The sequence below is a fragment of the Protofrankia sp. Cas4 genome, assembly GCF_963555915.1.
Taxonomy (GTDB): Bacteria; Actinomycetota; Actinomycetes; order Frankiales; family Frankiaceae; genus Protofrankia.
The window spans coordinates 1-20,476 of record NZ_CAUVXL010000248.1; the positions used below are offsets into that span (position 1 = coordinate 1).

At 66.9% G+C, this 20,476-nt stretch carries 21 protein-coding genes and 2 pseudogenes; 8 read left to right on the forward strand and 15 right to left on the reverse strand.

The window, feature by feature from the left end; all coding sequences use genetic code 11:
* The 5 genes and pseudogenes from U9979_RS22465 to U9979_RS22485 all read right to left on the reverse strand — a co-directional run.
* A pseudogene (locus U9979_RS22465) lies at positions 1-672 on the reverse strand (transcriptional regulator); the annotation flags it as partial.
* 402 nt (positions 673-1,074) lie between these two features.
* Positions 1,075-2,193: an ABC transporter ATP-binding protein gene (locus tag U9979_RS22470; protein ID WP_322750075.1), complete on the reverse strand. Its 1,119-nt coding sequence runs from the start codon at positions 2,191-2,193 to the stop codon at positions 1,075-1,077.
* Positions 2,194-2,398: 205 nt separating this feature from the next.
* Positions 2,399-3,736: an extracellular solute-binding protein gene (locus U9979_RS22475; RefSeq protein ID WP_322780873.1), complete on the reverse strand. Its 1,338-nt coding sequence runs from the start codon at positions 3,734-3,736 to the stop codon at positions 2,399-2,401.
* Between the two features lie 80 nt (positions 3,737-3,816).
* Entirely contained in the window at positions 3,817-4,692 is an 876-nt protein-coding gene (locus tag U9979_RS22480) for a carbohydrate ABC transporter permease (protein WP_416210650.1), read from the reverse strand.
* Positions 4,693-4,703: 11 nt separating this feature from the next.
* Positions 4,704-5,609: a sugar ABC transporter permease gene (locus tag U9979_RS22485; protein ID WP_322780862.1), complete on the reverse strand. Its 906-nt coding sequence runs from the start codon at positions 5,607-5,609 to the stop codon at positions 4,704-4,706.
* Positions 5,610-5,914: 305 nt separating this feature from the next.
* On the opposite strand from U9979_RS22485, the gene U9979_RS22490 reads away from it, so the two are divergent.
* From U9979_RS22490 to U9979_RS22510, 5 genes are all read left to right on the forward strand, one after another.
* Positions 5,915-7,138, forward strand: coding sequence for a DUF349 domain-containing protein (locus U9979_RS22490; RefSeq protein WP_322780863.1), 1,224 nt, complete (start codon positions 5,915-5,917; stop codon positions 7,136-7,138).
* A 267-nt stretch (positions 7,139-7,405) separates the two neighbouring features.
* The gene (locus U9979_RS22495) at positions 7,406-8,164 is read left to right on the forward strand and encodes a helix-turn-helix domain-containing protein (protein WP_322780864.1); all 759 of its coding nucleotides are present in this window, start codon (positions 7,406-7,408) and stop codon (positions 8,162-8,164) included.
* A gap of 67 nt (positions 8,165-8,231) precedes the next feature.
* Positions 8,232-8,723, forward strand: coding sequence for a hypothetical protein (locus U9979_RS22500; protein WP_322751981.1), 492 nt, complete (start codon positions 8,232-8,234; stop codon positions 8,721-8,723).
* 161 nt (positions 8,724-8,884) lie between these two features.
* Positions 8,885-9,838, forward strand: a complete 954-nt coding sequence (locus U9979_RS22505; RefSeq protein WP_322766233.1) for an aldo/keto reductase — start codon at positions 8,885-8,887, stop codon at positions 9,836-9,838.
* A gap of 215 nt (positions 9,839-10,053) precedes the next feature.
* The gene (locus tag U9979_RS22510) at positions 10,054-10,572 is read left to right on the forward strand and encodes an O-acetyl-ADP-ribose deacetylase (protein WP_322750425.1); all 519 of its coding nucleotides are present in this window, start codon (positions 10,054-10,056) and stop codon (positions 10,570-10,572) included.
* Positions 10,573-10,575: 3 nt separating this feature from the next.
* On the opposite strand, the gene U9979_RS22515 is transcribed toward U9979_RS22510, so the two are convergent.
* Entirely contained in the window at positions 10,576-11,514 is a 939-nt protein-coding gene (locus tag U9979_RS22515) for a class I SAM-dependent methyltransferase (RefSeq protein ID WP_322780865.1), read from the reverse strand.
* 398 nt (positions 11,515-11,912) lie between these two features.
* Here U9979_RS22515 and mshA point away from each other — a divergent pair, with 398 nt between their 5' ends.
* Both mshA and U9979_RS22525 read left to right on the forward strand, forming a co-directional pair.
* The gene (gene mshA, locus U9979_RS22520) at positions 11,913-13,151 is read left to right on the forward strand and encodes a D-inositol-3-phosphate glycosyltransferase (protein ID WP_322780874.1); all 1,239 of its coding nucleotides are present in this window, start codon (positions 11,913-11,915) and stop codon (positions 13,149-13,151) included.
* Between the two features lie 49 nt (positions 13,152-13,200).
* Complete coding sequence (locus U9979_RS22525) at positions 13,201-13,737, forward strand: YbjN domain-containing protein (protein ID WP_322780866.1); 537 nt, start codon at positions 13,201-13,203, stop codon at positions 13,735-13,737.
* A 13-nt stretch (positions 13,738-13,750) separates the two neighbouring features.
* On the opposite strand, the gene U9979_RS22530 is transcribed toward U9979_RS22525, so the two are convergent.
* Together U9979_RS22530 and U9979_RS22535 are read right to left on the reverse strand one after the other, a co-directional pair.
* On the reverse strand, positions 13,751-14,284 hold the full coding sequence (locus tag U9979_RS22530) for an FABP family protein (RefSeq protein WP_322750428.1): 534 nt from the start codon (positions 14,282-14,284) through the stop codon (positions 13,751-13,753).
* 271 nt (positions 14,285-14,555) lie between these two features.
* Positions 14,556-15,506, reverse strand: coding sequence for an intradiol ring-cleavage dioxygenase (locus U9979_RS22535; RefSeq protein ID WP_322780867.1), 951 nt, complete (start codon positions 15,504-15,506; stop codon positions 14,556-14,558).
* A gap of 155 nt (positions 15,507-15,661) precedes the next feature.
* Here U9979_RS22535 and U9979_RS22540 point away from each other — a divergent pair, with 155 nt between their 5' ends.
* The gene (locus tag U9979_RS22540; RefSeq protein ID WP_322780868.1) at positions 15,662-16,021 is read left to right on the forward strand and encodes a DsrE family protein; all 360 of its coding nucleotides are present in this window, start codon (positions 15,662-15,664) and stop codon (positions 16,019-16,021) included.
* 465 nt (positions 16,022-16,486) lie between these two features.
* Here the strand turns inward: U9979_RS22540 and U9979_RS22550 are convergent, their stop codons facing one another.
* From U9979_RS22550 to U9979_RS22580, 7 genes and pseudogenes are all read right to left on the reverse strand, one after another.
* Complete coding sequence (locus U9979_RS22550; protein ID WP_322750431.1) at positions 16,487-16,786, reverse strand: DUF1416 domain-containing protein; 300 nt, start codon at positions 16,784-16,786, stop codon at positions 16,487-16,489.
* 3 nt (positions 16,787-16,789) lie between these two features.
* Positions 16,790-17,623 carry a sulfurtransferase gene (locus U9979_RS22555; RefSeq protein ID WP_322780869.1) on the reverse strand — a complete coding sequence of 278 codons (834 nt, stop codon included), beginning with the start codon at positions 17,621-17,623 and terminating at the stop codon, positions 16,790-16,792.
* On the reverse strand, positions 17,620-18,033 hold the full coding sequence (locus U9979_RS22560; RefSeq protein WP_322780870.1) for a DUF4395 domain-containing protein: 414 nt from the start codon (positions 18,031-18,033) through the stop codon (positions 17,620-17,622). Before U9979_RS22560 ends, U9979_RS22555 begins: the two co-directional genes overlap by 4 nt.
* 222 nt (positions 18,034-18,255) lie before the next feature.
* Positions 18,256-18,603, reverse strand: coding sequence for a thioredoxin family protein (locus tag U9979_RS22565; RefSeq protein ID WP_322780871.1), 348 nt, complete (start codon positions 18,601-18,603; stop codon positions 18,256-18,258).
* 362 nt (positions 18,604-18,965) lie between these two features.
* Positions 18,966-19,781, reverse strand: coding sequence for a hypothetical protein (locus U9979_RS22570; RefSeq protein WP_322780872.1), 816 nt, complete (start codon positions 19,779-19,781; stop codon positions 18,966-18,968).
* Between the two features lie 208 nt (positions 19,782-19,989).
* A complete protein-coding gene (locus U9979_RS22575; protein ID WP_322750436.1) occupies positions 19,990-20,244 on the reverse strand; it encodes a MoaD/ThiS family protein in 255 nt (84 codons plus the stop codon).
* A pseudogene (locus U9979_RS22580) lies at positions 20,232-20,476 on the reverse strand (hypothetical protein); the annotation flags it as partial. The gene U9979_RS22575 and the pseudogene U9979_RS22580, both read right to left, overlap by 13 nt.

Sequence of the window (20,476 nt, forward strand, 5' to 3'; positions counted from 1 at the left end):
CGCCCAGCCCGCCACCCGGGCAAGTTCGGCCGCCAGCAGCTGGAGCCGTTCCCCGATCTTCTCCGGGTACGAACCCCGCGCCAGCAGATCGGTGACCACGCCGAGTTCGGCGTCCACCAGCCGCCGGACACTTTCACCACCAAGCCGATCGTCCATCAGACGTAACCCGGGGATGTTGTGTTCGATGCGGTTGACGATCTGCGCGTCCACCGGCCCGCCGCCCAGCGCCGCAGCGAGCCGGGAAGGCTCGAGGTTCAACCACTCGCCGGCCAGGGCAGCCACGCCGGCTCCGGTGATGGTCAGAAATCCACGACGGTCAGTCAGGGCGTCCTCGACAACATCAATCATGGACGTCAGGCTGCCCGCGCCGCTCCAGGGGTAGTCGGTACGTACAACATCACCGGTCGGCAGCCAGGCTGGCCATGGATGGGCCTCGACCTTCTCCGACGGGACGCCGAGTTCGGCGGCGAGAGCGAGCTGTGACACCCGATCGGGCACCACGCCGCGGTGTTCCCAACGCCAGACCTTCTGGCGCTCCGCCGCCATGTTGGCCACCCCCAGGTCGCGCGCTCGACGCGCCACCACCCGGGCCAACCTCTGGTAGGACCAGCCACGCTGCGCTCGGACGAACGCGAGCGGGTGGGTGCAAGCACCGGCACCGTCGGTCAACATCATCCGCCTCCTTCGAGTCGCAATTGGTGAGCAGTGAACAACAGTAGGTGGCACGGCCTCTTTCGTACAGTGACTACTTCGGCGCGATGCGTGCACACGGGTCACTTGGAGGCAACAGGACGCGCACAACCACGCCGAATGCACGGTGTTCGCAACATTGACCGCATCTACACCCCATCAAGCCTCCGATACCACCGCCATCCGCCCAACAGCTTGCTATCAAGCAAGCGATCAAAAAGATCGTACCGTCACTCTTAGACGGTGGCGGAGCGTGGACTACAACGAGATCACACGCATTGTGCCTTACTGATCGCTCAATGCAGGCGGTCGCCGAACTGCACACAAGCACCCAGAACCGGATATACTGGTACAATCACGGTATGAACGCGCCGACTACCGCGGTCAGGACGACAGGAGGCACCCATCCTGGTCGAAGAAAATCAACGACTCGAACGACGCGCCAAGCGTCACCTGTTTGCCACCGGGAGTCAGGTGATCGGCGCCGAGCCGGACGGCGAGCATGCCGGCCTCGGTCCGGACGTACACCGAACGATCGGCGCCGAGGCGTTCGACCACGACCACCTCGCCGCCGATCCGGAAGGCGTCTTCCCGACCCGTGGCGCTACCGGCGCGATCCCCAGCCTCGCCCGGCCCGGCCAGGTGCAGATGCTCCGGCCTAACACCCACCGCTACCGCACCGGCCGGCGCGGGAACGACAAAACCCCTGCCGCGCAGCGTTGCGTCCACCCAGGTGCCATCGCAGACATTCATCGGCGGGCCACCGACGAAGGTGGCAACGAACCGCGTGGCCGGCCGGTCATAGATCTCGTCCGGAGTGCCGATCTGCTCGAGGCGTCCACGATTGAGTACGGCGACCCGATCACCAACCGCCATGGCTTCGGCCTGGTCATGGGTGACGAACAGCGCGGTCGACCCCAGGCCACGCAGCAGGGCCACGATCTCCACCCGAAGCTCAACCCGCAGTTGCGCATCAAGCCCCGACATGGGTTCGTCGAGCAGGACGACCTTCGCCCGGGTGGCCAACGCCCGCCCGATGGCAACCCGCTGCCGCTGGCCGCCTGACAACCGTGCCGGCCGACGGCCCGCCAGATCGCCGATGGTAAGCATCTCCAACGTTTCGCGGGCCCGCGCCCGGGCCGCCGACTTCGACATCCCGCGCCCGTACCTCAGCGCCAGCACGAGGTTGTCAAGCGCGGTCAGGTGCGGGTAGAGCGCAAAATGCTGAAACACCATCGAGGCGTCGCGCTGGTGCGGTGCGACACCACGCTGGCTGATGCCGCCAAACCGCAGGTCACCGGCGGTCGGCGCCTCAAGACCGGCGCAGATCCGCAGCAGCGTCGACTTCCCGGATCCAGATGGCCCGAGTAGGGCCACGATCTCCCCCGGCTCCACTGACAGGCTCACTGCGTCGAGCGCACGGACGGCGCCGAAGGTCCGGCTGACCCCGTCCACCTCGATGCGGACCCCGGACCCGGCGGCGGCGGCCCCAGCCGCCGTCACGCCGGGATCACCCGCGAGCCTCCCCCTGCCCGTAGCAGGCTCAACCAACGATCCACTCACGGTCGTCTTCCCGACGACAACCGCTGATCCGGCAGCTGATCCGGCAGGTGATCCGGCAGGTGAGCGACCTGGTGAGCCGGCCGGTGGGCGAGCTGGCGAGCAGGCGATCGCGGGAGACAGCGCCGCCAACGGTGGATGCGGACGGTCATTGGGTGAGATTCTCCGCCTGGCTCTGCAACTCGGTCAGGGTCGCTGCCGGATCCGCACCCATCATGATCTTCTGGACCTCATCCGACGCAAGCGCGGGTACTTCACCACCACGCGTCCCGGTCCAGTAGGGCGCCCGAACGAGTGAGTCCACCATTGCGTTGAAGGGTACGAGCTGCGGAAACTGCTGGTAGAGCGGTACCAGCCGGTTGGCGGCTTCAATGTCGACAGGTAGGTAGCTCAGCGCCTCCACACCGGCTGCGACCACGTCCGGAGCGAGCAGCGACACCATCAGTTCGGTGGCCATCTCATTCTGGCAACGATCGGTTGCGAGCACCACGAGACCGTTGCCACCGGCCACCGGGTGCTGTGTGCCGCCCGGCAGGACCGGGATCGGCGCCACTCCGAGCGGAAAAGGGCCCTTGCCCTGCTGGTCAAGTTCCCGTAGCCCCGGCACAACCGAGTTGATGCTCGCCCCGGCCATGGCGGTCTGCTTACCGAAACCGAACCGGACCAGGGCATCGGTCGGTGTCTTCGACTGCGGCCCGTAGCTGCCGACCTTGGCCAGGAAGCCGGCGGCGGCACGAGCGGCGTCGGTGGTGAAGTTCGGCCGGCCTTCCGCGTTCTGGATGTTCGCGCCCTTCGAGCCGGCGATCGTGTTGAGGAACCACTGGCCGAACTGATCCCCGGTGGGCAGGTCGATCGGCTGGACGCCCGGCAGCGCAGCCTTGATCTTGTCGGCTGCGGCGATCACACCGCCGGTGTCGGCCAGGGATTTCGGATCCACGCCGGCCTTGGCGAGCATTTCGGTGTTGTAGAGCAGAACGGGGACGGACACCTGCTGGGGAACGGCGTACAGCTGGGTGCCGACCTTGCCCAGAGTCGTGAACCGCTGGTCGTAGGAGGCGCGCAACAAACGCGGCGCCAGCTCCTGCGCGTCGAGCTGCTCGACGTAGGTGGGCAGCAGGTCAAACCCGGCCACCGCAAGGTCGGTCTTGCGCCCGGCCGAGGCGTCGGCGCTGATCTGCTGGACAATCTGGGTGTAGGTGGTCGCAGTCGACGTGATCTCAACGGTCAGGCCCGGATGGGCTTTCTCCATATATGCCTTGCCGGACTTGGCCGTGTCGTTGAGCGGGCCGCTGACGGTCATCCGCAGTGTCTTGACCTTGGTGGCGCACTGGGTGGACGCTCTGGCTCCGTTGACGTCGTCCACGGCAGCGGTCGCGGGTCGCGCGGTCGGGCGGAGGCTGGGGTTGACCGACGGGCCGCTCGAACCGACGGCCCCGCACGCGGTAGCCAGGAACACGACAGTGGCAAGGACGAGCAGCCCAGCCATGATCTTCCTTGCGCGGCCGGCGGCCTCAAGCGGTCTGGACAGACGGGTCCGGATCAAGTGTCTTCCTCTCGGGCACGCCCTCATCCCTCGGCACCGACACCGGTGCCGGTGCCGGTGATTCCGGCGGCCAATCGCCGCTGAGCAAGGATGAACACGACAAGTGTCGGAATGCTTACAATCAACGCCGCAGCCGAAAGCTGGGCGAAGTCCGGGAAACCGCCGCTGGCCGAAACCAGGTTCGCCAGAGCCAACGGCGGGGTCGCGATATCCGGTGAGCGTGCCACCAGCAACGGCCAAAGATACTCATTGAAGGAGAGCAGGAAGCTGAAGGTCGCGACCGTGGCGACCGCCGGTGTCGACAGCGGTAGGACGACCGCACGCAGCGTCCGCCAGGTGCCGAGGCCGTCCATTCTGGCCGCTTCGAGGAGCGCTACCGGAATCGTGCTCATATACTGACGGAGCAGGAATATTCCCGCGGCGTTCGTCATGAAGGGCAGCACCAACCCGGCCCTGGTATCGGCCAGGCCAAGCGCGGAAATCGTCACATAGTTCGGTATGGCGGTGACCTGTGGCGGTACCAGCAGAGTCGCGAGCACCACCGCGAACAGCACGCCGCGGCCACGAAACCGGAGGCAACCGAATGCATAGGCCGCTGGTATCGCGGTGGCGAGCTGTAGAAGCGTGATCGCGATGCTCACCCCGGCTCCGGTCACCAGCGCGCGGCCGAGGTCTGCCGCGTCGAACGCACGCGGGAAGGCCGCGAAGTCAATGCCCGACGGGATCAGGTTCGACGACAACCCGAGCACGCTCTGCGGTGGACCAACCGCGGTACGCAGCATCCACCAGAATGGCAGGAAGGCGCCGCCGATCCCAGCGGCGAGGAACGCCCAGCGCAGGCCGGTTGAGATGATCGATACAGGGGAGCCGACCGGCTGGCGGCGAATCGCCACTGACATGCTCTCGATGTTCACACCGCCACCTCACGAGCGGCTCGGGCACGGGCCCATCGCCCGACGACGGCACCGGCGACGCCGAGCAGGACGACGGCGACCAGCAACAACAACGCCAGCATCGAGGCATAGCCGATCCGAAACGATCCGGTAAATCCTGCCTCGTAAATGTAGTACACGATCGTCGTACTCGAGCCCAGCGGACCACCCTGTGTGAGGACCGCGACCGTCTCGAACGTCTGCAGGGTGAGAATCGTCGCAAAAACTGCAACGAATACCGTGGTGGGAGCCAGTAGCGGCAGCGTGATTCGACGCAGCCTCGCCCAGCCGCGGACGCCGTCGACATCAGCGGCCTCGTGCACCGATCTCGGGATTGTGGTGAGCCCTGCAAGATATACGACGAAGACGAAACTCGCCAACCGCCAGGCGCCGACGAACGCCACCACCGGCAAGGCGGTGGATGTATCCCCGAGCCAGTCGACCGGGCGGATACCGAACCAGCCGACCACGGTGTTCGCCAGCGCGTGCGGACTGGCTGAGAAAATATAGGAGAAAACAACCGCCACGGCAACGAGATTGGCACTCACCGGAAGAAACAGTGCCAGGCGGACAAGCGCACGTCCCCGGGTCACCCGCTCGGCCGCGAGCGCCAGGCCGAGGCCGACCGCCACGGCCGGAATAACGGTGATCAGACAGTAGACCACGGTATTACGGACAGCCTGTGCAAGGTTCGGATCGTGCAGAGCATCACGGAAATTGGCAGTGCCGACCCAGTGGAAGCTCGGACTGGTGAGAGTCTTGTCGGTGCCCGCGGCGAACGCCGAGACCAGCGCCGGAGCGATCGTGAACACGCCGAGACCGACGAGGGCCGGCAGCAACAGTGCCGCCACCCGCCACCCTCGACGTTGGAACACCGAGCTCATGGCGCAGCGACCGGGCACGACCGGGCTGCCGACCGACCATGCGTGCCCAGGTGGGACGGACCTGTTCGGTACACGGTTAGGAATCTTGACCGGTGACGGGGCATTTGTATACGACCAAGCCGTGTCGACACGGCGACCACACAGAGCCGACATCCGATCACCGTTCAGGCCTGCGAGCAACATCCAAACTTCCACGGAACGTCACAGATTGAACACATTGAGTCCGATAACAGCGCTTCGGCTTCTGGTCGGACAATCAGGTGTGCCCCTTCGGCGCGATCCCTGCAAGAATGTCAATCGACCTGATGTCGATCTTCGGGACCACAATGAGCGAGCGCAACAGTTCCGACTGGGGGCGCGTCGGCGACGACGGCACCGTGTACGTGCGGACGGCCGCGGGCGAACGCCCGGTCGGATCCTGGCGGGCCGGCAGCCCGGCAGAGGGCCTCGCACACTTCGGCCGGCGCTATGACGACCTGGCGGCCGAAGTCGTGCTGCTCGAACGGCGCCTCACCGTCCCCAGCGCTGAGCCGGCGGACCTCGCCGCGAGCGCGCGCCGGCTGCTGAGCTCCCTTGACACCGCCGCCGTCGTGGGTGATCTTGAAATCCTGACCCGGCGCCTCGAGGCGATCCTGCGCGCAGTCGACGAGCAGAAGGCCAAACGCGCAGCCGAGCGGGCCCAGCGGGCCGCCGCGGCGATCGAAGCCAAGGAGGCGATCGTCGCCGAAGGCGAACGCCTCGCCCGCAGCTCCGATTGGAAGGCGTCGGGCGAACGGTTCCGCGCTATCGCCACCGAGTTCCGGGCGATCACCGGGGTGGATCGCCGCACGGACACCGACCTGTGGAAACGAGTGACCGCTGCCCGCGATGAGTTCAACCGACGCCGGACCGCTCACTTCGCCGCACTTGACCAGCAGCGTGCGCAGGCCAAGGAGCGCAAGGAGGCGATCGTCGCCGAGGCCGAAACCCTTGCCGACTCCACGGAGTGGTCGTCCAGCGGCGCTCGGTACCGGACGCTGCTGGACGAGTGGAAGGCGGCAGGACGCGCGCCCAAGGACGTCGAGGACACCCTGTGGCTGCGCTTCCGGTCCGCGCAGGACGCGTTTTTCGCCCGCCGCAACACGGCCAACGCCGAACGTGACGCCGAGCTGCGCGCGAATCAGGCCGGCAAGGAGCAGCTGCTCGCCGAGGCCGCCGCGATCGACCCTGGCCAGTCAGACCAGGCGCTACGCAGGTTTCGGGACATCGAACAACGCTGGGACACCATCGGGAAGGTGCCGCGGGAGGCCGGCGCCGACCTTGAACGCCGGCTGTCCGCCGCCGGTGACCGCATCCGTCACGCGGCGGACGCGCGGTGGCGCCGTCCGGAGACGACGGAGTCCGCATTTGTGGCGACATTGCGGGAGTCTGTCGCCAAGCTGGAGGCAAAGCTGGACCGGGCCCGGGCCGGCGGACGCACGGACGAGGCAGCGAAAGCCGAGTCTGCACTTGCGACACAGCGTGAATGGCTTGCGCACGCGACACGTTAGAGCGGCCGACAGACCCGTCCATCATGATCAAATCAGTGCGGTGCCGAGCCCGCTGATCCTCAGGCGCGGCGTACCCAGGTCGGCTGGGCGCTTGCCACAGCTAGCAGTCGGACGTACGCTTCACAGCGTTGGTTGCTCGGTCTTGCGGATCCCACCATTACAGATCTGCTTCTTCCGGGGTTCCACTCAGCCAAAGGCGACGTGGTCACGAATTTTCGCGTCACCGCCGGCCAATACGCTCTAGATGGGAGGAGGTTGACACCCAACGTGCCACCCCTGAATGTGCGTGATCTCGGAGACTTCATCAGGGACCAGCGCAAAACCGCACAGATTTCCCTTCGTCAGCTCGCTCGGCAGGCCGGGGTCAGCAATCCCTATCTGAGCCAGATAGAGCGTGGTCTGCGAAAGCCGTCCGCGGAGATACTGCAGCAGATCGCCAAGGCACTCCGAATCTCCGCGGAGGTACTTTACGTTCAGGCCGGGATTCTAGACGAGCGGTCATCCGACAATGACGTCGTCGTCTCGATCCTCGCGGACGCGAGTCTCACCGAGCGGCAGAAGCAGGTTATCATTGAGATCTATGACGCGTTCCGTAAGGAGAACTCGACCTACGACCTGAATCCCGAATCACCCACGGTTGACGGCTCGAACACCGAGCAGGACAACGCGGGCGCAGACGCAGACCCCGAATCGGGGCTGGACACCGATTCCGACCAATCGGCCGCCCCCCCGAACGGCGACACCCCACAGGGCGTCGCGGCGGCCACGACCAGCTCCACCAAGGGCAGCCAGCCAAAGAGAACCACAACCGCGCGGAAGACGGTCAGAACCCGACCGGTCGGCGATACCGAACCACGAATGCCGGCGGCTCGGCGACCACGCTCAACCGGCGCCGGTGGGGAAGCCGACAGGGATGCCAATGGCAAGGCCCCGACGAAGGCCGGCCCGACCGCAGCCGATGGCTCCGCGCCGACCACTATGGCGACCGTTGAACGAGCCACCCCTGACCCGGCAGAGGACGCCTAAAGATCAATTGATCGGCAACACGCCGACAACCGAAGGCCATGCCATAACCGCGAAGCAGGAGGTAGCAATGGCCACCATCCGAACAGACGCCCAGGCATCGGACGACGCCGCCGATTTTGAGGGCACCGTCAAGATGCCGCTATCCGAGGTCCGCAAGCCCCTGTACGCCTCCGTGGGGGCTGCCGACGCCGCCGTTGAGAAGATCCTCACCCTTCCCACGACCTACGTGGACGAGGTCAAGAAGCTGCCCGGCCGAGTCAACGACATTTCCACCCAGGCTCAGAAACTACCGATCAACGTGCAGACAGTGGTCCGAGCGCTGCCGGCCACGGTGGGTTCGCAACTTTCCGACCTGCAAGGACGCGCAACGTCGCTCTACAACAGCTTTGCCGATCGGGGCGAAAAGCGGGTTTCCAGCATTCGCCGGAGCCCGGTCACCGAGGAGGCTGTTTCCCGGACCAGGGCTGCGGTCAGCCAGACCATGGCCGCTCGCACGTCAACTCGCAGAGCAGCCGAAACTGTAGGCACCGCCGTCAGCGACGCCGCTTCGTCTGACTGACCTCGGCGAGTCCGGTCGGCGCCCCCGCGACCAGGGACGCTTCCCAAGCGGACTCCACCAGCACTCGAGAAACACAACCATACATCACCGGTATGTTTCGGCGACCACGGGTCCCGGACCCGAACGTGCGGGACCCGTGGTGTCTCGTGTTGTATTGAGAGATGAGATTTCGCCCGCTCGGATCCTCCGGCCTGCTGGTTTCCGTCGTCGGTCTCGGCTGCAACAACTTCGGTTCAAGGGTTGACCTCGAGGGCACCCGGGCCGTCGTCACCGCAGCACTCGACAACGGCATAACGCTCTTCGACACCGCTGACACCTACGGCAACAAGGGCGGATCGGAAACCCTGCTCGGCCATATCCTGCGAACTCGACGCGACGACGTGGTCCTCGCTACCAAGTTCGGCCACGACATGGGTGGCTCATACGGCCCCGACTTCAACGCACGCGCTTCCCGTCGATACATCCGCAAAGCCGTGGAAGGATCGCTTCGCCGACTTCAGACCGACTACATCGATCTTTTCCAGCTCCACGGACCCGACGCGTTCACCCCGGTCGAGGAGACCCTGACCGCACTCGACGAGGTCGTCCGCGAAGGCAAGGTCCGCTACGTGGGCTCATCGAACCTGGTGGCCTGGCAGATCGCGGACGCCGAGTGGACCGCACGCGCTTCCGGTACCACCCGCTTCATCTCGGCTCAGAACCACTACAACCTGCTGGAACGCGGTGTGGAGGCTGAACTCGTCCCGGCCGCGCAGAAGTACGGCATCGGCGTGCTGCCGTACTACCCGCTCGCGAACGGCATTCTTACCGGGAAATACATGCGGGACGAACAGCCGCAGCCTGGAGCACGGCTCGCGGGTCGCCAGGACGAGCTGACGGACGCGGTGTTCGACCGGGTCGAGGCACTGGAGACCTTCGCCCGCGAACGCGGCCGCTCGCTGCTGGACGTGGCGATGGGTGGGCTGGCCGCGCAGCCGGCGGTCGCCTCGGTGATCGCCGGCGCCACCACGGCGGAACAGGTCCGAGCGAACGCCGCGGCCGGAGAGTGGCAGCCACGGGCCGACGACCTCGCAGTCCTCGACAAGATTGCCCCGACCCGACGCCCGAGTTCCTGATGCCGCCCACGCGGCGGCGGCTGACACCAGTCAGCGGTAGGTCAGTTCGGTCGTGATGGCGACCTTTGGGACCTACGCCCGACGTCCGTCGGCCTTGGCCGTCGGTAGAAAAGGTCGTGATAGCGCTACGTGCCACCTACCCCAACACGGGAGTTGGGCCCTGTGTCGCCGCGGACGGCGGTCGTCGAAGATGGCGGTCGTCGAAGATGGCGGTCATGGTTGAAGTGACGCTGGTACGGGGGGACATCACCGAGCAGGACGTCGATGCCGTCGTCAACGCGGCGAACTCGTCACTGCTCGGTGGCGGCGGAGTGGACGGCGCGATCCACCGTCGCGGCGGACCCGAGATCCTCGCCGCATGCCGGGCGCTGCGTGCAGGCGCCCTCGGCGGTGGTCTGCCGACCGGCCAGGCGGTTGCCACGACAGCGGGACGGCTGACCGCCCGGCATGTCATCCACGTGGTCGGCCCGGTCTGGTCGGCCACGCAGGACCGTTCGCAGCTACTGCGGTCCTGCTACCAGCAGGCCCTGCGTGTCGCAGCCGAGCTTGGCGCCGAATCCGTGGCATTCCCCGCGGTCAGCGCGGGTGCATACGGCTGGCCACGTGAGGACGCCGCCCGCATTGCCGTGGGCACCGTCCTGGCCACGCCGACCAGCGTGCGGGAAGCCCGCTTCGTGTTGTTCGACGAGGCCACCCACGCGGCCTTCCAGACGGCTCTGGGCGCGCATCGCTGATGCTCAGCCGCTGACCGTGGCGGTGGCAGCGCCCGCACGGGTGGGCGGCCATGCCACGGTGACCTCGCCCAGTCGCCATCGCCGCACGGTGCCGCGCACCGGCCAACCGTCCGCCCGCATGGCTTCGACCGCCGCGACCCATCGTTGCCTCGGCCCGAACACCGCGCGCGGCGCCATCCGCATCCAGGCGTCGTCGAACGAGGTCAGCAACGCATGTACGTCCTCGCCTGGAACGTTGCGGGCGATCAGCGACTTCGGCAGCCGTTGCGCGATCTCGGATGGACGGCTCAGGCTCGGCAGATGCGCCGCCAGGGTGAGCGTGGTGCCACCCGGCCATGATTGCGGTGAGAACTCCCACAGGGGTCCCGGTGTCCCCGGACGCACCACCGTGCCCGCTTCGGTGGAGGCAGCGCGTGAACCGTCGATGGCGAACCAGCATGCGCGCCTGCCGATCTCGTCGCAGGTCCCTTCGACCAGCAGACCGCCGGGGGCGATCCGTTCGAGCATCGACGCCCAGGCCGGGCCGACCGCCGCGGCCTCATACTGGCGGAGCACGTTCAGCGCGCGAACCAGCACGGGGCGCAGCCCCGCGAGCTCGAATCCGCCATGGGTGAAGGCCAGCCGTGGCGGGTGGGCGGCCGAGGCCGCCGCCTCCACCCGGTCCCGGTCGATCTCCAACCCGACGACCCGGACGTCGGGTACGACCCGCGCCAATCGTTCGTACAACTCAACCGTGGTAATCGGGGATGAACCAAAACCGAGATCGACGACCAGCGGGGCGGGCACACCGCGTAGGCGGGCCGCCTGCGTCCCGATGATCCAGCGATCCACCCTGCGCAGGCGATTCGGATTGGTCGTCCCGCGGGTCGCGAGCCCCAGTGCTCTGGCACGGCCAGCGGCCAGTCGAGGCTCACGACGGTGGACGGGAGAGGTACCGGACACAGCTTCACGATCGCAGGGCCCCGGCCACCCCGACCGCCGCCCCCCGAACAGCCACCGGCGGTCGGTGCAGGCCGGTCGGCACAGCAGACATCACCAAAAATAAGATCATAATTATGCGTCGGCCGAAATCAGCCCATCGGCTCTACTGCTGGCAGTATGTACCGGGCTCCCGTCGGGACGAGGGACCCACCGCTTAGGAGACAGCCGGCCCGTACCTCGTACCGCAGACCTCGGGCGGAGGTGCCCGCAGGGCGATGTGCATGTCATCGACCGTGTCCGGGCATGCAGGCGGCCGATCCGTTGTTCGAACACTCGGGAAGCTGGCGATCGATGCGTCCGGCTCATTGTGGAGGTGGTCGGTGCGTCGGGTCCGGTTCGGCCACCCTCGTCGGGTCGCCATGCTGTCGATGCACACATCGCCGCTGGAACAACCGGGGACCGGCGACGCGGGCGGGATGAATGTGTACGTGGTCGAGCTGTCCCGGCAGCTCGCCACGCTCGGCACCGAGGTTGAGATCTTCACCAGAGCCACCAGCAGCACGGTGGAGCCGACGGTCACCCTGGCCCCCGGGGTCACAGTGCGCCACGTCGATGCGGGCCCGTTCGGGGACGTCGGACGAGAGGACCTGCCGGCCTGGTTGTGCTCGTTCATCGTGGATGTACTGCGGGCTGAGGCCGCACAGGAGCCCGGCTGGTTCGATGTCATCCATTCGCACTACTGGCTGTCCGGCCAGGTGGGGCTCGCCCTCTCCCGGCGATGGGCGGTCCCGCTGGTGCACACGGCCCACACCCTGGCAAAGGTCAAGAACCATGCGCTTGCTGACGGTGACCGGCCAGAACCGCCGAACCGAATCGCCGGCGAGCAGGAGGTCGTCGCCGGTGCGAGCCGGATGATCGCATCCACCGCTGACGAGCGGCAACATCTCATCGATCTCTACGCAGCGGATCCGAACCTTGTCGACGTGGTGGCGCCCGGAGTCGATCTGGAAGTGTTCTGCCCTGGGGAGGCGTCGGCGGCGCGGACCCGCCTCGGCCTGCCGCTGGACGTGGTGCTGCTGCTCTTCGTCGGGCGAATCCAGCCGCTCAAGGCGCCTGACATGCTTCTACACGCCGCCGCCCACCTGCTGGCCCATGAACCGGCGTTGCGGGACCGCATGCTGGTCGCCATCGTCGGCGGACCGAGCGGCTCAGGCCTCGACCGGCCGGACGCGCTGGTCAAGCTCGCCGCCGAGCTGGGCATCTCCGACGTTGTCCGATTTCAGCCACCAGTCCCCCAGCTGGAGCTCGCCGACTGGTACCGGGCCGCGAGCGCGGTCGTCGTCCCCAGCCACAGCGAGAGCTTCGGGTTGGTCGCGCTTGAGGCCCAGGCCTGTGGAACGCCGGTCGTCGCGGCCGCCGTCGGCGGATTGCGCACGGCTGTCCGCCACGGCATTTCGGGAATCCTGGTGGAAGGACGTGATCCGGCCGCCTACGCCGATGCGCTGGCCCGGTTGATCGGTCAGCCCCGCTGGCGGCAGCGGCTCGCCGCCGGCGCGGTGCGGCGCGCCACGGAGTTCGGTTGGTCTGCGACAGCACGCGGGGTCCTGGCCGGCTACCGTGACGCAGCGGCGCTGGCGACCGTTCCAGCGACCGCCTGACGGCCTGTTGTTCCGCGCCCATCCCATATGATCACTTCGGAGGTGAACTGTGTCACTGCCTGTGGACGACATCGAGCGGGCGCGCATCGACCGTGTGATCGACGATGCCCTGGACGACATCGGCCTGGTCTACGAGCGGGTGGACGAAGGATCATTCCTGGTTACCCTGGAAGGTGACCACAGGCTCCGGACGATGACCTGGCTGATCATAGGCGACCACACCCTGCTCATCGAGGCGTTCTTCATGCGCAGGCCCGCCGAGAATCCGGCGGGCACCTACGCGTTCCTGCTTGGACGCAACGCCAGGACCTACGGCGTGCACTTCTCGATAGACCAGGTCGGGGACGTCTACCTCACCGGCCAGCTTCCGCTGACGGCGATCACCGCCGACGAGATCGACCGTGTGCTCGGTTGCACCCGTACCTACTCGGACGAAAACTTCGACCCAGCCGTCACGCTCGGGTTCGCCGGCGCCATCGAGCGGGAGAAGGCCTGGCAAGCCCGAGTCACCACCACCGAGACCGAGACCGAGACCGCCGAAGCGAGCCCCCGGATGCAGCGACGCGGAGCCTCTGCAGGCCCTTGAGTGCCGGGCGCTCTTACGAGCGCACCCGTGCAAGACGCGCGGACAGGTGAGACTGCAACGGCTTGCCCTCAGCCTCCATGTCAATGGCATAGGCAAGATCACCGTCTTCGACGATGCCGTACAGCCGCTCTGAACGGTTCACCCTGCGTGCCGTGGCAGTCCGGATCACGACGTTGGACCGCAGATCCACCCGCGTACCGACCACATCACCGACGTAGATCTCGCTGATGCCGAACGGATGGGCGAGCATGACCTCGACCGTGGGAGGCCCGTCGCCATCCGGTGGCGCAACGCGCCAGAACCCGACCTCGGCGGCCAACGGGCTTCCCTCGTCGCGGCCGTCCCGAGGCTCACCGACCCACCAGGTCCGGGACTCGTACGACAGAGCCGGCCGGCCGGTGCCGGCGAAAACGACCTCCTGGCCGTAGCGGAAGCCATCCATCCCCTCGTAGCCACCGACGCCCTCACCGCGCCAGGTACCCAGGAGGAACGCCAGTGGCAGCAGGCTGGGATGGAGGTCGACGACCGGCCCCGGCGGTGTGGTCACGTCGGCACCGCCGCACGCGGGCGCGTGCCGGAAACGCTCAACGCTGGCCTGCGTACAGCTTGTAGACGACGTACACGGAGAACCACCCGATGAGTACCGCCACCGTGATCAACAGTGCGGTGAAGAATATTTCCAGCACGCGCCCAGCCTATCCGTCATGCACCGGTCCGGCGCCGTGATACCAGCCCTGTGACGCAGCGGTGCGGCACCCCTGCAGCCGCACCCATGCAGCCGCAGAGTGCGGCTGCATGGGTGGTCTTAGCGCATCCCGTTACGCACTGGTGGGCGATGCGCTCGGTGCACCACTTGGCGGGGTGCCGGTCGGCGGGGTACCGGGAGCACCGCTCGGCGGGGTACCACCCGGCGGGGTACCACCCGGCGGGGTGCCGCCGCCACCGCCACCGCCTGAGGCCGCAGTGAAACTGGGATCAACACCAACAGCGATCGTGCCGATGAAGCCTGCGGAGGCCGACCCGACCACTGTCAGCATGCCGTCCTGCACGCCCTTGCCCGTGTAGACCATGTCATTGGCGAGCGTGGTGATCGTGCCGGTGTGCGAACTGTATGGCTTGGTCGCCTCCACCTGCGTCACCAGGCTGTCCGAGAAGAAGAACTGACCGGTGTGGTGAGCCGTACCGCCCTCATAGGTGTTGGTGGCGCTGTCCACCGCGCCACCGGTGTAGACCTTGCAGTGGATGTGCACGGCGCGCGGGCTGTACCAGCCGGGAAAGATTGTTTTGAACTCGACGATGCCGCGACTGTTGGTGAGCTGAATTCCACGCAGGTAGGTTTTCTCGTTACCGACACCATCCTCGGCGGGCGCGCTGCCACCGGGAGTGGCAGTGGTGTAGCCCGAGTAGTAGCCCCAGGCGTCACAGTGCCAGATCTCCACCGCCGCGTTCGCCAGCGGAACACACGAATTCTTGTAGTCGACGACGGTGAGCCGCAGCGTGAGTGCGGCACCGGACTTACCCTCGGTGATGTCCTTGCGTACGAGACTGTTGTCCAGCCAGTACGGACCCTCGGTCACCTCCGAGGTCAGCACACAGGTACTGGCCGCCGAAGTCGTGGCCGAGGGAGTCGCCGTAGCCGTGCCTGTACCCGACGATCCACCGGGGAGGCTGGTGAGCTGGCAACCGGCTAGCGCGGCTCCGCCGAGCGTGACACCACCGAGTGCGAAGAGCTTGCGCCTGTTCAACGGCGTTGCGGTGAAATCGGTCATGGCACCACGATGAGGATCCTTCCCGTCAGAACCCTTGGCGCGAGCTGTGCATCGTCTGTGGGGACAGCCAACCGGCCCACTCATCGATCATCACAATGATCATGTTGATGGCGCGCAGGCCTCCCGGGTTCGCCGGACCGTGCAGACTGGGCCCTATGCGTTCCCTGGTCATCAAGGCAACTGCCGGTTCGGACGCGCCGGAGCGATGCTCGCAGGCGTTCACCGTCGCCGCCGTCGCAGTCGCCAGCGGTGCGGCCGTCTCCTTGTGGCTCACCGGCGAGTCCGCCTGGTTCGCGCTGCCGGGACGCGCCGCCGCATTCGTGCTGCCTGAGTCCGCACCTCTGGACGACCTGCTGGATGCGGTTCTGACCGGTGGACAGGTAACTGTCTGTACTCAGTGTGCGGCACGGCGAGGCATCGGCCCCAATGATGTACTCCCAAGTGTACGCATCGCGGGCGCCGCCGTCTTCGTGTCGGAGATACTGGCCGAGGGAGCCCAGGGGCTCGTGTACTGACCTGACCTGACCTGCTGATACCAGCCTTCAGAACCCTGCCAGGCGACGGCCCCACCTGCCGAGCAACAGCTCCTGCAAAGGCAGACCACGGCCAGGACACGAGGAGACTCCTTCACGGCGTCAGCCTGATGGGGTTTTGTAATGGCATGATGCACGAACCCGATGTCCTGTACGCAGTCGTCCAGTTCGACACCACCGCGCGGCGGACGGTCCGGCGAGTCGTCGCACCATTTCCGGACCGGAGTTCCGCTGCACTGTTCGCGACCGATAACGGTCTGCGTGACTTCGCCGTCGGCCCGATGGCGTTTGCCGTGCCAACGCGGGCTGCATGCACCAGCCAGAGCATTCCCGCGCCCCGGTCGAGTGGTTACTGAGAACCTGCGGTGAGGGGAACCTGCGGTGAGAGCCGGAAACCCCGGCGGCGCGATCGTAACCCTGCGCGCGCCGCCGGAGTCGTGGAAAAACCTATGCGGCTACTTCCACCTCGGTGTCGACAGGCTCGCCCTGGCGGGCAACAACCTTCCGTTCTCCGGAGCCGCCCGGGACCAGCGCCCGGACGGTCCACGAGCCCGGTCGGGCAAAGAAACGGAACTGACCGGTCGCGGACAGCGGCACCTCGGCGGTGAAGTCCCCGCCTTCGTCCAACAAGCGCGCATAACCTGACGAAACGGGCGAGCCGTCCTTCAGGACGACGCCCTGGATGACAGTTTCCTTGGCCACGTCAATTCCCTCCACCGAAGGTCCGCCGCTGGTCGCACCGCACACGTGTCAGGCGCCCTTCTCGATCGGGACGCCGACCAGTGAACCGTACTCGGTCCACGAGCCGTCGTAGTTCTTCACATTCGGCAGGTCGAGCAGCTCGTGCAGCGCGAACCAGGTGTGTGCCGAACGCTCGCCGATACGGCAGTACGCGATGGTTTCCTGCGTAAGATCCACCCCCGCGTCGGAGTACAGGGTGGTCAGCTCGTCGTTCGTCTTGAACGTGCCGTCCTCGTTCGCGGTCTTCGCCCACGGGATGTTCTTTGCGGTCGGGACGTGCCCGGCCCGCTGCGACTGCTCCTGTGGCAGGTGCGCCGGAGCAAGCAGCCGCCCGGCGAACTCGTCGGGCGAGCGCACGTCGACGAGGTTCTTCTCGCCGATCGCGGTTATGACCTCATCCCGGAAGGCGCGGATGTCGGTGCGGACGTCGCTGGCGGTGTACTGGGTGGCCGGGCGGTTCGGGACCTCGTCAGTCAGCGCGCGACTGTCCAGCTCCCACTTCTTGCGGCCACCGTCGAGCAGCTTGACGTCGGCATGCCCGTAGAGGGTGAAATACCAGTAGGCATACGCTGCGAACCAGTTGTTGTTACCGCCGTAGAGAACGACCGTGTCGTCGTTCGAGATGCCCTTGGTCGACAGCAGCTTCTCGAACTGCTCCTTGTTGACGAAGTCGCGGATCACCGGGTCCTGAAGCTCCGACTTCCAGTCGAGGCGGACCGCACCCGGGATGTGACCCTTGTCATAGGCGGAGACATCCTCGTCGACCTCGACCAGGACAACCTTGGGGTCTGTCAGGTGCGCATCGGCCCAGGACGGGTCGACGAGCGCATCGGAACGACTCATGCGTGCACTCCCTTCACGGAACGTATGGCGAGATATATCTGGCAACCGAGACAAAAGTCGATGGCAGCATTCAGGAACGCCGCTACAAATGCAAGCGCGGTGGCGGTGTATCCAAGACCGGGGACACCGGCGAGAAATCCGATCGTGCCCACCGCACCGAAGGCCGCACCGACCGCCTGCGCGAACCGGGGCGGTTGTGGATCCTCCAGCTCGGCCGGCGGCCCGAGGCGGGGGCGGATCAAGATGCGATAGAGTAACCCGTACGGTGCCCACCGGACTCCGAGGACGGCCCCGGTGAGGAAGACCGCTGTCTGCGCGAGAAGTAGCCATCCGCTGGCGGTCAGCGTGACCACCGCGAGGACAACACTGGTCACAACTGCGGCACATCGAGGACCTCGCGGGTCGACCACGAACTCATCTCCTGAAGGGCGGGCCCGCTGACAGCGGGCGACATCAACGCACAGATCAGGAAAGTCGACACGATGTGCTACCGACACGACACAGATCGATCGTGCGGCGGCTGACGAGCTCGGTGGCAAACATAACCTCACGACCGTAGCAGCGAACATGACCGATGTGTTACCGATCCGACCACCTGTCGCGGTGATCGAAAGTGCCGGCTCCAGAGTCGATCACGTCACCTCGCCGTCTGAGGTGGACACCTCACCTACAGCGAGTTCCAACACGGCGAAGACGGCCGCCCTGCTCGGTGGGGCGCCGCTGGCCCGAGCTACTTCCCAAGCCTGCCCATCAAGGACCAGGACGGTCGGCGTCCGCCGGATCCGCAGCCGCCTGACCAGCTCCAGATGCGACTCGGCATCGACCTCAAGATGGCGCACGCCCGCAACGGTCGCAGCGACGTCGGCGAGGATCCGCCGGGTCGTCCGGCAGGGAGCACAGAACGCCGTGGAGAACTGCAGCAGCGTGGCACGCGCGCCGGGCGTGATACCCAGCTCCACAAGCTCGCTTGCAAGATCCATAAGCGACTCCCCGTCGCGCGGATGAGCACTGGCACGAGAACCCACATCAGGCGTGTCAAAAGTCGTGGATGCGCCCACTACGCCCGGAACGCTGCCAGCAGCAGCAGCGATTCCGGCAGCCGAGCTGCCCGACGCCGACGCCGACGTGCGTGTCATCCGGAACCGCCCGTCTCGAACCCGAATGGTCATAATGATCACACCGACAGCCGCCAGCGCCCCGAATAACACCCACATCCCGGTCACGACTGCGTCCAGCGCATTCGGGCGCCAACTTCTTCCTGACCTTGCGTCTCGCCCGCCGGCCGGCGTGGGCTAGCGGTCACCAGATGTGGTCACCGTTGATAATCTTCCACGCGAACGGGTCATCCTGCGAGCGTGTGCGCGGCGGCATACACGAACACCGCCGCCACCGCCAGCGGGAGTACCGCGACAAGGGGCCATTCGAACTCCGGATCACCACTGGCACGGAGTTCGGCGACCCCACGGGCGACAGCCATGTCGATGATGACGGCTACCGCCGCGGCTACCGTCGCGATCGCCGTGCCGTCGGAAACGGTCAACCCGCCGGATGCGGCGCCGAAGACAGCCCCACCGGCACCGGCCGCCACCACGCCGATGAGCCGGGAGATCAACGGCCAGCCGGCCGGGCGGGCCACCCGGCCGCCGACGAGCCCCGCGCAGGCCCGCGCGACCAGGACAGCCAAACCCCCGCCGACGAGGCCGACAGCCACCATCGCGGGGCCGACCGCCCGGCCGGTCGGCGTTTCGATCGAGGCCGCGTCCACGTAGCCGGTCAGCAGGGTGACGATGACCACCCCACTGAGCCCCGCGGCCATGTCCACCGTCACCCGCACGGGCTGATCCGATGTCGCCGTACCGGGGCTGGCCCGCCGCCGCGCCAGCTGACCGAGGATGACCGCCACCACCGCGATACCGATGACCCCGGCGCCATCGCCGAGCTCGTGGGAGTCGGTGAGCAGCGCGGTGGCGTCCGCGGCCAGCGCGGCCAAGCCGACGATCACCAACGTCCCGATGGAACCGGCAAACGTCCGCACCCATGCCCAGCCGAGGAGGAACTGCTCGACGGCGATGACGGCGACGAGTGGCAACGGCCCGACGCCGGCAACGAGCGCCGGGACGACCGCGGCTACCACTATCGAGACACCGGTGAGAAACACCGGCGGTCCACCCGCCCGCCGTGACCGCGGCGCAGTCACGGATGCCGGCACGTCTGCCGACTCCGTCCTGACGGCCGTCTCGGCCCCGCGGGCTCGCACACCACCATGTTCCCATACCCCGGCGACTACCCCGGCGATGATGCGAGCGCGACGAACGGGACGAAGCCTGCCGAACAGGTCTATCGCGCAGAGTCGATCATGGCGGCCATCACCCACCGGCGAACGGCGGGAGCACCTCCACCACAGCGCCGTCCACAAGTGCCACGTCGGCATGACTCCGGGTGCCGACCGGAGCATCGTCCACGAGGAACGCGCAGCGCGCCAGCACGGCGTTCAACCGCCCCGGGCGGCCCAGGGAGACGGCGTCCAGTAGGTCGGCAAGGGTATCGGCGTTCTGCTGCTCCTCAGGTACCCCGGCCGCATCCCTGGCCGCAGCCCAGTAACGGATCGTCACGCAAGCCATGGGAACTCCGGGATCTCGGGTGTGTCATCACGGTCCGATCGCGGACTCGCCGACACGTCCGGGCCTGGCTGGCCTGGGCCTGGCTGGCCTGGGCCTGGCTGGCCTGGGCCTGGCTGGCCTGGGACCAGCCGGTCCGGCCCTGGCTGGCCAGGGAGCAGCCGGTCGACGCCCGCGCGCTCACCACGGCCGACGAGCAGATCGGGCAGGTGGCGGCCGATGCGGTCCAGCAACC

What these genes read in the sequence shown, in the direction of transcription:
- U9979_RS22500 (WP_322751981.1), top strand. Translation starts at nt 8,232, where the DNA reads ATGGCCACCATCCGAACAGACGCCCAGGCATCGGACGACGCCGCCGAT.
- U9979_RS22555 (WP_322780869.1), bottom strand. Translation starts at nt 17,623, where the DNA reads ATGAGTCGTTCCGATGCGCTCGTCGACCCGTCCTGGGCCGATGCGCAC.
- U9979_RS22480 (WP_416210650.1), bottom strand. Translation starts at nt 4,692, where the DNA reads ATGTCAGTGGCGATTCGCCGCCAGCCGGTCGGCTCCCCTGTATCGATC.
- U9979_RS22540 (WP_322780868.1), top strand. Translation starts at nt 15,662, where the DNA reads ATGCGTTCCCTGGTCATCAAGGCAACTGCCGGTTCGGACGCGCCGGAG.
- U9979_RS22490 (WP_322780863.1), top strand. Translation starts at nt 5,915, where the DNA reads ATGTCGATCTTCGGGACCACAATGAGCGAGCGCAACAGTTCCGACTGG.
- U9979_RS22535 (WP_322780867.1), bottom strand. Translation starts at nt 15,506, where the DNA reads ATGACCGATTTCACCGCAACGCCGTTGAACAGGCGCAAGCTCTTCGCA.
- U9979_RS22485 (WP_322780862.1), bottom strand. Translation starts at nt 5,609, where the DNA reads ATGAGCTCGGTGTTCCAACGTCGAGGGTGGCGGGTGGCGGCACTGTTG.
- mshA (WP_322780874.1), top strand. Translation starts at nt 11,913, where the DNA reads ATGCTGTCGATGCACACATCGCCGCTGGAACAACCGGGGACCGGCGAC.
- U9979_RS22575 (WP_322750436.1), bottom strand. Translation starts at nt 20,244, where the DNA reads ATGGCTTGCGTGACGATCCGTTACTGGGCTGCGGCCAGGGATGCGGCC.
- U9979_RS22510 (WP_322750425.1), top strand. Translation starts at nt 10,054, where the DNA reads ATGGTTGAAGTGACGCTGGTACGGGGGGACATCACCGAGCAGGACGTC.
- U9979_RS22475 (WP_322780873.1), bottom strand. Translation starts at nt 3,736, where the DNA reads ATGGCTGGGCTGCTCGTCCTTGCCACTGTCGTGTTCCTGGCTACCGCG.
- U9979_RS22505 (WP_322766233.1), top strand. Translation starts at nt 8,885, where the DNA reads ATGAGATTTCGCCCGCTCGGATCCTCCGGCCTGCTGGTTTCCGTCGTC.
- U9979_RS22565 (WP_322780871.1), bottom strand. Translation starts at nt 18,603, where the DNA reads ATGGATCTTGCAAGCGAGCTTGTGGAGCTGGGTATCACGCCCGGCGCG.